Consider the following 13,226-nt stretch of genomic DNA (forward strand, 5'->3'; position numbering starts at 1 on the left):
AATTTCTATAATAAGCCTAATATTATTTAGATTGTATTAAGTGACTTTATTTTACTTAAACAACTATTTTATATTTTCTAATAGTTGTTTTGTGAAATTCCACATTCTTTCAACAGATGATATACTCATATGTTCATTTGGAGTGTGTACATCATATAGATTAGGACCGAAACTTATCATATCTACATCTGTCATTTTTTCTTTTAAAAGTCCACATTCAAGTCCTGCATGTATAGCATCTATTTTAGGTTCAACTCCATTTATTTCTTTATAAGTTGCTACACATAAATCTCTTATTTTAGAATTTGGTTCATATTGCCATTCTGGATAATTTGAGTCATTAACTACTTCTGCTCCAACTAAATTTGCTAAAGAATCAACTCTGTCCATAATTTCATTTTTCAATGTTTTTATTGAACTTCTTATTGCTGAAACAAATGTAATCTTTTCTTCATCAAATACTATTACTCCTAAATTAAGGCTGCTTTCAACTAATCCTTTAATATCTTCACTCATGGTTTGAATACCATTTGGAGCTAATGATAAATATGTAACTATTTTCCCAGTTACATCTTTAGTTAACTGCTTATCCATTTCAGTTTTTTCAACTGTCACATTAATATCTGGATCTTGGATTCTTAATTCAGTCTTAAATATCTTCAATGCTTTTGATGAAATTTCTTTAACTTTTTCAATATCTTTAGTTTCCACTGTTATTGTTACTTCTGATTCACGTGGAATAGCATTATTCTTAGCTCCACCACTTATATGGCAAATATTAAAATCTACTTCTTTTTTTATAGTATTTAATAATCTTCCCATAAGCTTATTGGCATTTCCTCTTTGCTTTATTATTTCCATACCGGAATGTCCACCTTTTAGACCTTTAATTTCTAATTTTAAGGCTTCATTCTGGGCTTTCTCCCACTGAGCTCTTATATTTACATAATTAGTAACTCCACCAGCGCAGCTCACTAGAAATACGCCTTCTTCTTCTGAATCAATATTCAATAATATTTTTCCATCTAAATTTTTAGGATCTACTGCAATAGCTCCATACATACCTGTTTCTTCGCCTGTTGTAACAAATAATTCTATAGCTGGATGTTGTAAATCACAAGAATCTATCACTGCTAACCCATAAGCTACTGCTATTCCATTGTCAGCTCCTAGAGTAGTTCCATTAGCATATATATAATCACCATCAATCTTAAGTTCTAATGGATCTTGCTCAAAGTTATGATTTGTATCTTTGTTTTTTTCACAAACCATATCCATATGTCCTTGAATTATTACCGTTGGTGCATCTTCATACCCCTTTGTTGCAGGCTTCTTTATGATTACGTTTAACTCTTGATCTTGTATTACTTTAAGTTGTCTTTCCTTTGCAAAATTAACTAAATAATCACTGATATCCTTTTCATTACCTGAACCATGCGGTATTTTAGTCAATTCCTCAAAATAAGCAAAAACCTTTTCTGGATTTAATCCTTTTAATACAGACACAAAAACCCCTCCATTTACTACATTCTTCATAAATAAAACAATTTATTACTTATATACGAAATGTTTTATTAAAATAAACTTATTACTACAAATCTATATTAATATTAATATAGAATAAAATCAACATAAAAATATATTAAATAAGAACAATTTATATATTTTTTAAATAATATATAAATTTATTGTGCTTTTTCACTTTACCATACTGAAATAAATGTAAAATTTTATCAATCGTTGAATGTTGGACTTTTGATATTTTTGCACTTTAATTTGTATATTACATTTTCCCATGAATTTATAATAAGAAAATAGCTATCTCAAAATAAAAATTTTGAGATAGCTATTTTTACTTTATACAGTTATAATCCATTTTTTCTTCACTATATATTATAGTAAAATTACATTAACACATCTTATATATATATTTAACCTATAAATATTAAAAACTTCAATAATATTAAAATCCAATTTTAACATTATACTAAAACATAGCTCAATACTTAAAAATCACTGCCTGCTAAATATCCCGTAGAAAAGGCTATTTGAAGATTATATCCCCCTGTTTCTGCATCTACGTCCATTAACTCACCACCGAAGAAAAGATTTTTTATAACCTTAGATTCCATAGTTGACGCATTTATTTCCTTAACATCAACTCCGCCACTTGTTACCATTGCAGCCTTTATAGTTAAAGTTTCTCTAACTGTCAACTTCATTTCTTTTATATAATCTATCAGCTTTCTTTCATCTTCCTTCTTTAGATCGTGAATTTTAGTTTCAGTTAAATTCAGTAAGCTTAGAATTTCCTTTATAAAGTTTTGAGGAAGAATTCCCTTTAGATTATTTAATATGCTTTTATTAGGATTGTTTCTAATTGCATTTGCTATTTCATCCCTAGATTTATCAACTAAAAAATCTAAACTTATTTCAACTTCACCATTAACTAACGCCTTATTAATATAGGAAGATAATTTTAAGACTCCTGGCCCTGATATTCCAAAGTGAGTAAATATCATATCTCCTTCAATCTCTATTTTTTTCTTTTTTAGTTTAGTGCTAAGAACAACTTCCTTCATAGCTACACCTTGGAGGTTTTTTACGAACTCTTCTTTTATAACTAAAGGTATTAGAGCTGGATATAACGGCTTTATAGTATGTCCATACTTGCTTAATATGCTATACATATTCCCATCAGATCCTGTAGCTGGATAACTCTTTCCTCCAGTTGCAATTATAACCTTATCACTATATATATTCTCTCCACCAGCGGTTATAATTCCCTTTATCTCATTATCTTCTACTATTAAATCTTCTACTTTAGTGTTATATTTTATTTTTACATTATGTTTTATAAGGTCATTTTTTAAAACCTCAATAACATCATCAGCTTTATCACTCTTTGTGTACACCTTCTCATCATACTCAACCTTATATCCTAAGTTATTTCTAGAAAAGTAGTTTAGTAAATCTTCATTTGAAAATGTATAAAAGGCACTATATAAAAATTTTTTATTACTTATAATCTTATCAAATAACTCTTCAATAGCTCTATTATTTGTAATGTTACATCTGCCCCCACCAGTAAGTTTTAGTTTCTTACCAATTTCTTCATTTCTCTCTATTAATATTACTTCATTAGTTTTTGCTGAGCTAAGAGCTGCCATAATACCCGCAGGTCCGCCCCCAACTACTATAACTTTTGACATAAATTATTCTCCTCACTAAGTTCTAATTATTCTTTATTTTACTTATATCATATCCTATAATAGTAAACTTTAAAACTTTTATTTAATAGATATAGTTATAATAAATAAAATAACCCAGTACTAATTTAAAATTGTACTGGGCATATCTCTTAAATTATTTGAAATGAATTGTAACATTTACGATTATTATTTTTCTACTTTTCCATTCCATATTTCATAATGTATTCTATCCTTATTAAATCTATCAACATCAGCTTTATCTTCAGCTGCATAACCTACTGGAACAACTGCAAGTGGTATTACTGTATCTGGTAAGTTAAATATTCTTTTTAATCCATCTACTCTATCTTGCTCTGGATATACACCTATCCACACTGCTCCTAAACCCATTTCTGTGACTTTAAGTAGAATATTTTCTACTGCGGCTGAACAGTCTTGTACCCAATATCCTTTATATTTTTCCTTTGCCTCATCTCCACAAACAACTATAGCCACTGGAGCAGATTTCAATGGAGCTGCATGTTGACTTACTTTCATAATATCATTCATAGTTTCTTTACTTCTTACCACAATAAAATCCCATGGTTGTTGATTTCCTGCAGATGGTGATGCCATGGCTGCCCTTAGTATTTCCTCCATTTGTTCATCTGAAATTGATTTTTCTGTATATTTTCTTATACTTTTTCTTTCTAAGATTTCATCCATATTCTTTACCTCCTTAAGTTGTTTATATTTTCAGGTATTATTAATGTGAAAATAAACTCACGATTATTTTACCCTCAAATCTTATTTATATTATTAAATATAGTTATTTAATAATATTTTTAGCTTATCTAATTTATTGTATCCTCTAAACCTTTCATAAATATTATTCCTACTTTAAAATTGATTATCTAATTCTCTATAAATGTTTTTTACATATAGTTTAATTTATTTTATGGTTTTTAGTACTAATTTCTAATAGCATTCTATTTTCATAATGAACGAGTTTTTTTCTAATATAAAAGGATTTTTTACAATAATGTAGAATCAATAACAAAATAATACAACAAGCTTCAATAAAACATTTTATAATTATACAATTTTAATTAGGACTATTAAAAAGAATAGCGAGAGGGTGTAATGTATGGGCATAAAGTTTAAATTGTTAATAAATTACTTATTGTTAATTATTTTTACAGTAAGCGTTTTATCATTTTTTATTGTTAATAAATCCAGAGACATAGTTTTTAATGAAGTAACTCAAGAAAGTCAACGTATAACGGAATTAATTGAAACTACAGTTAGTGTAAGAAATGATTTACTTTCAGAAAAAATTAAAACTGATTTGCATTTTGCAGAGGAGTTATTAAATAATTTGGGTAGAATAAAAATAGACAAAAGCAACCCTATTAAAGTTGGTAATGAAGCGGTACCAACTTTATATGCTGGTAATGATAACCTAAATTTAAGCAATTCTCTCGTAGATGATATAAAAAATTCTACTGGACAGATATCATCAATATTCTTATTAAAAGAAGATAAACTTATAAGAGTGAGTACCAATATTATTCAAGATGGAAAAAGAGTAGTCGGAACTTACATAGATAGTGATTCTTCAGTATATAAAAAAATAATTAATAATGAGCCCTGTTATGGTAGATTTTTAATTGAACATAATTCCTATATAGCTGGATATAAACCTATATTAGATGAAAATAAAAAAGTAATAGGTGCAATAGGTCTAGGGGATAAGGAATTTAATAATTATTTAGAAAAAGCATTAGATGATATTCAAATTGGACAAACAGGATATGTTTATATAATGAATTCAAAAGGAGATGTAATCATTCACCCCCATATAAAAGGTCAAAACATAGGAGAATTTGATTTTTCAAAAAAAATTATTAATAATAAAAACGGTTTAATAGACTATGAGTTTAACGGAGTACACAAATTAGCATCCTATAGATATTTTGAACCATGGGATTGGTATATTGTAACAACTGCAAATTATGATGATTTAAATTCATCCTCACGAGAAATAATAAATTTAACATTTATAGCTGGAATTGTTATTTTTATATTAGGAGTGGGAATAGCTTTATTTATGGCAAATAATTTAGTAAGACCTATTAATAAATTAAAAAATTTAATGGAGATAGCTGGAAAAGGAGATTTAACAGTTCATTCTGATATAAACACAAAAGATGAAATAGGAGTTCTATCAGATAGTTTTAATAAAATGATAAAAGAAAATAAGAGGCTACTAGAAGAAGCCGTTCAATATGACAAATTAAAAACGGAATTTATTGCCAATATATCCCACGAATTAAAAACACCTTTGAATATAATATTTTCTACAGCACAGTTATTTTCTTTAAATAAAAGTAATGATAAAATTTGCAACGAAAAATTAAATAAATATACAGACATTATTAAACAAAATTGTTATAGGTTAATAAAATTAGTTAACAATTTAATTGATATCACTAAAATAGATTCAGGATTTATGGAATTAAATTTAAAAAATCAAAATATTATAGAAGTTATTGAAAACATAACTTTATCAACAGTTGAATATGCACAAAGCAAATCAAGAACTATCATATTTGATACAGATACAGAAGAAAAAATTTTAGCTTTTGATTCTGAAAAAATGGAAAGAGTAATATTGAATCTCATTTCTAATGCAATTAAATTTACTAATCCAGGAGATAAAATAGAAGTGAGTATTTATGATAAAGGTGATAATATTTTAATCTTTATAAAGGATACTGGAATGGGCATTCCTGAAGACAAACAGAAAAATATATTTGAGAGGTTTAAGCAAGTTGATCCTCTACTAAGTAGAAGGTGTGAGGGAAGTGGAATAGGATTATCTATTGTAAAATCTTTAGTTGAAATGCACTCTGGTAATATATTGGTGAAAAGTAAATTAGGAGAGGGTTCGGAATTCATTATAGAATTACCTGTTAAAGTTGTAGATGAAAAGAATAATACTGAAATAATAGATGATTACGAACAAAGAACTGTAGAAAAAATACAAATAGAGTTTTCTGATATATATATGTAAAAATTAATATCCCTAAGTTTTAAAACTTAGGGATATTAATTTTTACATATTTTTTTAATTTGTTCTCTATAAAATATAACTATATAGTAATATTCATACCTTATCAACCTCTTCATAATCATCCTCTTTTACTCTATAAACCAAGAATATCCCTAAACATACAAGTACTAATGCGACTAGTATTTTAATATCAAATATGTTTTCTCCAAGGAAAATTGCTGATAACAAGCTTCCAAATATAGGTATAGAAAAATTAAACATTGCTATTATTCCTACTTTATTATATTTAAGTAGCTCTGACCAAACTACAAATGATACTGATGATAATAGTGCCATATAAATTAGAAGGGAAGTTGATTTAATGGTAAATCCACTTAGACTTCCTCCAAATCCAAGCCCTAGTATTGTTAAAACAATCCCACCTATAAGCAGTTGATATCCTGTAACTATGGCAGCATCTTGACTTTGCGTAATCTTTTTACCATATATGGATGATGCCGAAAGAGTAAATGCTGCTAGCATTACAAGACCTTCACCTCGGATAGTAAATGAACTTCCCGCTAATGATCCTCCATTTAAATTTACAATAACTACACCCAAAAATCCTATTATGCATCCTAATATTTTATTAAAATTCAATCTATCATTTTTATAAATAAAATGTGCAATTACAATGCTAAAAAAAGTTCCTGTTCCATTAATTATTGCTCCACTTACTCCAGTGGTATATGCTAGACCCACATAAAAAAATATATATTGAAGTGTAGTCTGCGTTATTCCTAGCAAAGCTACTTGTCCAACTTGTTTCTTTGAAAAATTAAATATATCTTTCTTTGAAATTAACTGAAGTATTAATACAAAAATACCAGCTAACATAAATCTATATCCTGCAAAAACTAACTTAGATGGTATATCATTTGATGCTATGTTAAATAACGAGTATCCGCCCTTTATTGCAGGATATGCACTCCCCCATAAAGCACAACATAAAATTGCTAATAATATAATATTCTTTCTATTTGTATAGAACTTACTTTTTTCCATATTTCTTAATCCTCTCTCTATTTCTGTTTAATTTACACAATATCACCTATCACACTACCATATTTTTTAATTTACGCCTAGTTTTAAAGAAAAAATATAAGTCTATCACCCAAAATTTCAGATGATAGACTATGTTATATTATTATTAAATTACTGAGATTCTCTTTCTTTGTATCTATATTCTTATAATATAGTTTTATTTATCCTATAAGAATTTTCCCCTCTGGATATTTATATGGTGATGGTTTTTTATTATTTAATAAAGCTAGCACTACTGTAAGCGGTCCAACCCTACCCAAATACATTAATGTAATTATCACTACTTTACCTGGACTACTTAGACGTTGTGTTACCCCTGTAGATAACCCAACAGTTCCAAATGCAGATGTTGCCTCATATAAAAGATCTAAGAACCCTTCATCTGGCTCAGTTATAGTTAAAATAATTGTTACTATAATTACTAGGCTCATACCTATTATTAATAATGTAATTGCTTTATATACTAATCCCTTTGGAAGTCTTCTACCAAAAATCTCTACATCTTCTCTTCCTCTAATAACACTAAAAACCGTACATATAATTATTCCCAGTGTTGATGTTTTTAATCCTCCTGCTGTGGAACCTGGAGAACCACCAATAAACATAAGTATTATAGTTAAGAATATTCCTGCTGTTGTCATTTCACCAGTAGATATACTATTTATACCCGCTGTTCTTGGACTTATAGCTGCTACAATTGAATTCACTACTTTATCCTTAAAATTCATATCTGCCAGTGTCGCAGCATTGTCATATTCTAATATTAGAATTCCAATTGTTCCGCCTACAATTAGTATCGTAGTAATTAATAACACTACCTTTGTGTGCAATGATAATTTTTTCTCTCTTTTATAATAGTAGAGCTCAAGTAATACAGTAAACCCTAATCCCCCAATTGCAATTAGAGAACTTACAGTTAATAAAATAATTGAATTATTATAATATCCTGTATAACTTTTAAAATTACCAAATATATCAAACCCAGCATTACAAAATGTAGATATAGAACTAAACACGCTGTAATATATACCTTTAGCAACACCAAATTCTGGTATAAACTGAGTTGATAGAATTAATGCTCCAACTAGTTGTATAACAAATGTAAAAAGCATTACCTTCTTAACCATCTTAACAAGACCTTGTATACTAAATGTATTCATAGCTTCTTGAACTAAAAGTCTGCTTTTAAGTGTAATCTTTCTTCCTACTAGCACTGATATAAATGTTGCAAAAGACATAAATCCAAGCCCACCAATTTCAATAAGCGTAATTATTATAATCTGTCCAAATACACTCCAATGTGTGCCCGTATCTAATGTAACTAGACCCGTAACACAAGTTGCTGAGGTTGATGTAAATAGTGCATCTAAAAAATTAGTTCCTTCTCCAATTGATGATGACATAGGTAATGTTAGTAAACATGCTCCAACAAAAATTAGAATAGCAAATCCTAATGCTAAAATTTGCACTTCACTAAGCCTATAAACTTTTTTATTCCCTATTCCATTCATAAAACCACTCCAAAATCATATTTAAAATTAATCTAAGAAAACTAAATAAATATATATGCCCTTATATCACTTTTCTTAAAATTATTCTCTACACATATGTTATATACCTAATGATTAATATTTTGTTAAAACATTAGATTTTTTAACCCAAAATTAACATTTCTTTTGTTCTTAATAAACTAAATCAATATTATATCTTAATATCCAAAATTAATATTTAGATATAATATTGAAACTCATAATTAATATTATATCTAATAAATACCTATTAAAGATATATCAATAAAATAAATAAGGTACTGAGCAAATAATGTAAATTTATCTACTCAGTGCCCTATTCTATTTAAGTTTAAATAAACCCGTTGGTATCTATAAGGTTTATATTATAATCTATACTAACTATTCATAGAATCATCTAATAAACTAGTTGCTTCACTATTAGATATATCCTTAGATTGACTTATTTCTTCTATTAAAACTTTCTTTGTACTATCTAATATTTGCTTTTCGTTAGTATTTAACTTATTATAATCTTTAAGTTTAGTAAGGTTAGATACAACCTCAATATAGTCCATTAATGTTCCTGACTTTAATTTTTCTGAATTTATAATAGCTCGTTCCTTAAAGTTATAACTATTTAATTCATCCATATCCATAGTAAATTCATTAATATGCTTTAATTTATAATCTATAATTTCCTCATCGCTTACTAATCTAATATTGCTTTTCTCTACTCTACTAAATGGTAACATCAACTGCATAGTATCATTTAATAAGTGTATTTTATAGTAACTTTGAACCTTGCCTTTAAACTCTCTTTCTTCTATAAAGTCTACTATTCCAACCCCTTGATTTGGATAAACAATCTTATCCCCTACATTAAACAAAAAATTACCTCCTTCTACACTCTTTACTTACAGTATACCACATAAGGATATTTTTTGTAATTTTTTATTTTATCATCAAAATTACTTACAGTCAATATCTTATTTTGCTATTTAAAATAAATTTATTTATATGTAGTAAAATTATTTATATATGAATATTTTTATTTATAATAAGGCTATTATACTATAGTAATATAAATTTAATTATTAATTGCAATTCAATTTCAATTACTGTATAATAAATATTAATTACTATCATAAATTTACCAAGAGGAGGTAACAACTATGTCAGTATATCAGATAACTTACTATAAAGCTGAAGTTCATAACCATCATGAGTGTGAACACGATCACGACCATGATGAAAACTGTAATCATGATCATGAACATGAACATCACCACCACAGCAATCTACCTAGAAAGATTAAATCTTTGGGTACATGGGCTAACATTATGCCAACAACATTTCTTTTACACACTGAAATGAATGCTAATGATATAAAACTAGCTTTAGATGAAGTAAAAGAAGATAATGAAACTTTCTTTGTTTCACAAATTACTTCTGATAATTCAGGTTCTATTCACCCTGGTGCTTTAGCTTGGATTGAAACTCATCTTAAATAGAAGTTTATATTTGAAATAACTATTAGTTATTTCATTATAGTATGATGGCTAAACCCTACAATGGTATTTAGCCATCATACTATTAATGCACTGTTTTTATTACGCACCCTTTTTTTTTTACTAATAAATATTTCTCCACCTATGCATACTATTGAACTTATTGCCATCATCTTTTTACTATGTCATTAACTATTGCTACTCTTTCTTCAGTTAATACATTAGCAATCTTAATTTCTACCATTCCATTTTTAAAAACTCTATTTTCATTAGCTTCTATAATTTTAATTACCTTTTCTGATAACTTTTCATAAGTCAGCAGGTCATCTCTATATAAATCTATAATATCTCTTAGACATGCACCTAATTCCTTTGGGTTTTTATAAACTGTTCTCATCTTAATCTCCTTCATAACCTTGTTAATAAACATTTTCATCCTATATAAAACTCAATTCTATTATATATTTTTGCATTAGTATATACAAGAACCTATTTTATTATAGCCATTCTATAGAAATTTATTATACAAATAAACTATATTTTTCAATATTTTTAAATCTACTACAAAATCACCTTCTAAACCAATCCCAAAGCTCAATTAAAATTCGCTTTAAGGATATAACTTTTAAGAACTCTTTATAATAATCTTATTTCACTATAAATATAATCATAGGAATTGTTATTATAGATAATAACGTTGTAATAAATATACATTGAGAACCATATTTTCCGTCTCCACCTGATTCTGCAGCAATTACTGGACCTACTACAGCACCTGGCATAGCTACAAGTAAGGTACATATGGCTGTAAGCATTGGATCTAGGTTAAATAATTTCATCACAAAGAATAATATTAGCGGAGTTATTATTAATGTCATTAATGATACATAATAAAGGCTAAAATCGCCTAACATCTCTTTTACATTAGACCCATATAGCATTGACCCAATGATCATCATAGCAAGTGGAGTAGTTAATCCTCCTAAATTTTTTATAGTTAAATCAACTGCATATGGAAGTTTAATTTGAGTTATAAATATTAAACCTCCTATTATAACTGCCCATATAGATGGATTCTTCATAATACTTTTAAATGCTTCCTTAATGGATATTTTACCTGTAAACAATGATACGCCTAATGTCCATACGAATACAGTAAACATCATTGTAAAAATTGATCCATAAAATACACCTATGTCTCCAAAAACACTACTTAAAATTGGATATCCCATAAAAGCACAGTTAGAAAATGCCGTTGTAAACCTAAGCATTGGTTGTTTTCTATCATCAGCCTTATAGTAAATGTACTTAGTAGCTATAAATAATACAATATGTATTATTAATGAGTATAAAAGAATTTTTATGGCGTTACCCATAATAGCTTTATCAAATTCCAGTATAAAGCTATTTACTATTAGTAATGGTAATGTTATGTTAATCACTAAAGTACTTAATCCCTTCTCTACCCTATCATCGATGTAGTTTTTCTTTCTAGCATAAATTCCAACCAACATCATCAAAGATAAAATTAACACCTGGTTTATTGCGTCCATTATAAGTCCCCCTTATATTTATATAATTATATTCTCTACTAATTATACTACTTTCTCCTTAAATTTTAACATTTTTCTCAATTTAATTCTAGTTTCGCATATTTTCTAAGTTTAATTTAAATTTATACGCAAATTCTAATTACAGTGCTTATTTTTTTATAACCCATGTATTGTAACCTATATGTTGGATTTATATCTCTATGTAATACTTTCTTTTTCTTTAAACATGACTTAATATAAAATAAAGAACTTATTTACAAGGAGGATTTATGAATAATATTTTTATCTATTACTTAGCCTTTATAAACATTGTTGGCTTTTTTATAATGTTAATTGATAAGAAACGTGCTATAAAAAAACAATGGAGAATTAGTGAAAAAGCACTTATTGGTGTTTCTATAATTGGTGGTTCCCTAGGGATGCTTGCTGGAATGAATACTTTTAGACATAAAACTAAGCATAAAAAATTCACTATAGGTATACCCGTTATATTTATAGTTCAGATAGTACTTTTATTTTTATTCATTGGTGAAGATAACTATATAATAAATGAATTATATAGAGCTTTTATTTTAAATTAACAAAATACCATCTATATTATTTAGCCACATATCAAAAATATATATTGAATAAATAATATTAACCCTAAGGTAGTTAATTGCTACCTTAGGGTTATATTTTTTATTTATTCTACAATTTATAACAAGCTTCCACTTGTCCATAATACATTACGTGATAATCTTCTCCTGCATAAGCTGATTTTTTTATTTCCTCTGATAAAAACTCTGGGTTCATTTCTTGCTTATAAACTATTTTACATTCATAAGTTAATACATTGTTTTTATTTATTACTGGAGTGTCTACAGTTTTTGCTGGTATAAGGTCTAAGTTACATTCTTTAAACTTATCATACTCTCTTCCTGACTTAGTTCCACAGAATTTAACTGCATCTGCTAAACTATCATCTAGAGGAATCGTTACTGTAAAGTTATCTGCACTCTCTATCAATGAAAATGTATGTCTTTGTTTTCTTACTAGAACTGTAAATATTGATTTCCCCCATTGAAAGCCAACATTTCCCCAGCCTATAGTCATAGTATTTACTTCATCTCCAGACTTTACTGTTAGGAATGCTCCCTTTTCATGTAAGTTTCTCACTGCTTCATTTAAATTCGATGTAAATTCTTTAAAATCTACCATTAAAATCATCTCCCATATTATTTTTTTCAATGAATACTTTATTTTTTACTTATTTTATTATACAGCCTTTTGTATAATGATGTAATAATTAAAAACATATTTTA

12 protein-coding genes are annotated in these 13,226 nt (G+C 27.4%); 3 read left to right on the forward strand and 9 right to left on the reverse strand.

All coding sequences use genetic code 11. The features are described 5' to 3' along the window. Positions 1 to 63 precede the first annotated feature (63 nt). From RSD37_RS06465 to RSD37_RS06475, 3 genes are all read right to left on the reverse strand, one after another. Positions 64 to 1,506 carry an aminoacyl-histidine dipeptidase gene (locus tag RSD37_RS06465; protein ID WP_346945898.1) on the reverse strand — a complete coding sequence of 481 codons (1,443 nt, stop codon included), beginning with the start codon at positions 1,504 to 1,506 and terminating at the stop codon, positions 64 to 66. 500 nt (positions 1,507 to 2,006) lie between these two features. After that, positions 2,007 to 3,212, reverse strand: a complete 1,206-nt coding sequence (locus tag RSD37_RS06470; RefSeq protein ID WP_346945899.1) for an NAD(P)/FAD-dependent oxidoreductase — start codon at positions 3,210 to 3,212, stop codon at positions 2,007 to 2,009. Positions 3,213 to 3,398: 186 nt separating this feature from the next. Beyond that, positions 3,399 to 3,917 (reverse strand): nitroreductase family protein, encoded by a 519-nt coding sequence (locus tag RSD37_RS06475; RefSeq protein WP_346945900.1) that lies wholly within the window; start codon positions 3,915 to 3,917, stop codon positions 3,399 to 3,401. Between the two features lie 421 nt (positions 3,918 to 4,338). Between RSD37_RS06475 and RSD37_RS06480 the strand changes: the two genes are divergently transcribed. Next, complete coding sequence (locus RSD37_RS06480) at positions 4,339 to 6,267, forward strand: Cache 3/Cache 2 fusion domain-containing protein (RefSeq protein WP_346945901.1); 1,929 nt, start codon at positions 4,339 to 4,341, stop codon at positions 6,265 to 6,267. 93 nt (positions 6,268 to 6,360) lie between these two features. Here RSD37_RS06480 and RSD37_RS06485 read toward each other — a convergent pair whose 3' ends face one another. From RSD37_RS06485 to RSD37_RS06495, 3 genes are all read right to left on the reverse strand, one after another. Then, complete coding sequence (locus RSD37_RS06485) at positions 6,361 to 7,311, reverse strand: DMT family transporter (protein ID WP_346945902.1); 951 nt, start codon at positions 7,309 to 7,311, stop codon at positions 6,361 to 6,363. Positions 7,312 to 7,511: 200 nt separating this feature from the next. Further along, complete coding sequence (locus RSD37_RS06490; protein WP_346945903.1) at positions 7,512 to 8,861, reverse strand: TrkH family potassium uptake protein; 1,350 nt, start codon at positions 8,859 to 8,861, stop codon at positions 7,512 to 7,514. 395 nt (positions 8,862 to 9,256) lie between these two features. After that, on the reverse strand, positions 9,257 to 9,748 hold the full coding sequence (locus RSD37_RS06495) for a CarD family transcriptional regulator (protein WP_346945904.1): 492 nt from the start codon (positions 9,746 to 9,748) through the stop codon (positions 9,257 to 9,259). Positions 9,749 to 10,033: 285 nt separating this feature from the next. Here RSD37_RS06495 and RSD37_RS06500 point away from each other — a divergent pair, with 285 nt between their 5' ends. Beyond that, positions 10,034 to 10,372, forward strand: coding sequence for a hypothetical protein (locus RSD37_RS06500; RefSeq protein WP_346945905.1), 339 nt, complete (start codon positions 10,034 to 10,036; stop codon positions 10,370 to 10,372). Positions 10,373 to 10,538: 166 nt separating this feature from the next. Here RSD37_RS06500 and RSD37_RS06505 read toward each other — a convergent pair whose 3' ends face one another. Continuing rightward, positions 10,539 to 10,766, reverse strand: a complete 228-nt coding sequence (locus RSD37_RS06505) for a TIGR04540 family protein (protein ID WP_346945906.1) — start codon at positions 10,764 to 10,766, stop codon at positions 10,539 to 10,541. A 250-nt stretch (positions 10,767 to 11,016) separates the two neighbouring features. Beyond that, positions 11,017 to 11,922, reverse strand: coding sequence for an AEC family transporter (locus RSD37_RS06510; protein ID WP_346945907.1), 906 nt, complete (start codon positions 11,920 to 11,922; stop codon positions 11,017 to 11,019). A 269-nt stretch (positions 11,923 to 12,191) separates the two neighbouring features. Between RSD37_RS06510 and RSD37_RS06515 the strand changes: the two genes are divergently transcribed. Then, entirely contained in the window at positions 12,192 to 12,503 is a 312-nt protein-coding gene (locus RSD37_RS06515; protein ID WP_346945908.1) for a DUF1294 domain-containing protein, read from the forward strand. Between the two features lie 109 nt (positions 12,504 to 12,612). On the opposite strand, the gene RSD37_RS06520 is transcribed toward RSD37_RS06515, so the two are convergent. Continuing rightward, positions 12,613 to 13,122, reverse strand: coding sequence for a flavin reductase (locus RSD37_RS06520; RefSeq protein WP_346945909.1), 510 nt, complete (start codon positions 13,120 to 13,122; stop codon positions 12,613 to 12,615). Positions 13,123 to 13,226: the final 104 nt, after the last annotated feature.

Source organism: Clostridium sp., from assembly GCF_036646415.1.
In the GTDB taxonomy this organism is placed as follows: domain Bacteria; phylum Bacillota; class Clostridia; order Clostridiales; family Clostridiaceae; genus Clostridium_J.

Bases quoted from the DNA above. Each gene is read 5' to 3' on its own strand.
- RSD37_RS06510 (WP_346945907.1), bottom strand. From the start codon at position 11,922: ATGGACGCAATAAACCAGGTGTTAATTTTATCTTTGATGATGTTGGTT.
- RSD37_RS06490 (WP_346945903.1), bottom strand. From the start codon at position 8,861: ATGAATGGAATAGGGAATAAAAAAGTTTATAGGCTTAGTGAAGTGCAA.
- RSD37_RS06505 (WP_346945906.1), bottom strand. From the start codon at position 10,766: ATGAGAACAGTTTATAAAAACCCAAAGGAATTAGGTGCATGTCTAAGA.
- RSD37_RS06470 (WP_346945899.1), bottom strand. From the start codon at position 3,212: ATGTCAAAAGTTATAGTAGTTGGGGGCGGACCTGCGGGTATTATGGCA.
- RSD37_RS06475 (WP_346945900.1), bottom strand. From the start codon at position 3,917: ATGGATGAAATCTTAGAAAGAAAAAGTATAAGAAAATATACAGAAAAA.
- RSD37_RS06485 (WP_346945902.1), bottom strand. From the start codon at position 7,311: ATGGAAAAAAGTAAGTTCTATACAAATAGAAAGAATATTATATTATTA.
- RSD37_RS06500 (WP_346945905.1), top strand. From the start codon at position 10,034: ATGTCAGTATATCAGATAACTTACTATAAAGCTGAAGTTCATAACCAT.
- RSD37_RS06515 (WP_346945908.1), top strand. From the start codon at position 12,192: ATGAATAATATTTTTATCTATTACTTAGCCTTTATAAACATTGTTGGC.
- RSD37_RS06520 (WP_346945909.1), bottom strand. From the start codon at position 13,122: ATGGTAGATTTTAAAGAATTTACATCGAATTTAAATGAAGCAGTGAGA.
- RSD37_RS06480 (WP_346945901.1), top strand. From the start codon at position 4,339: ATGGGCATAAAGTTTAAATTGTTAATAAATTACTTATTGTTAATTATT.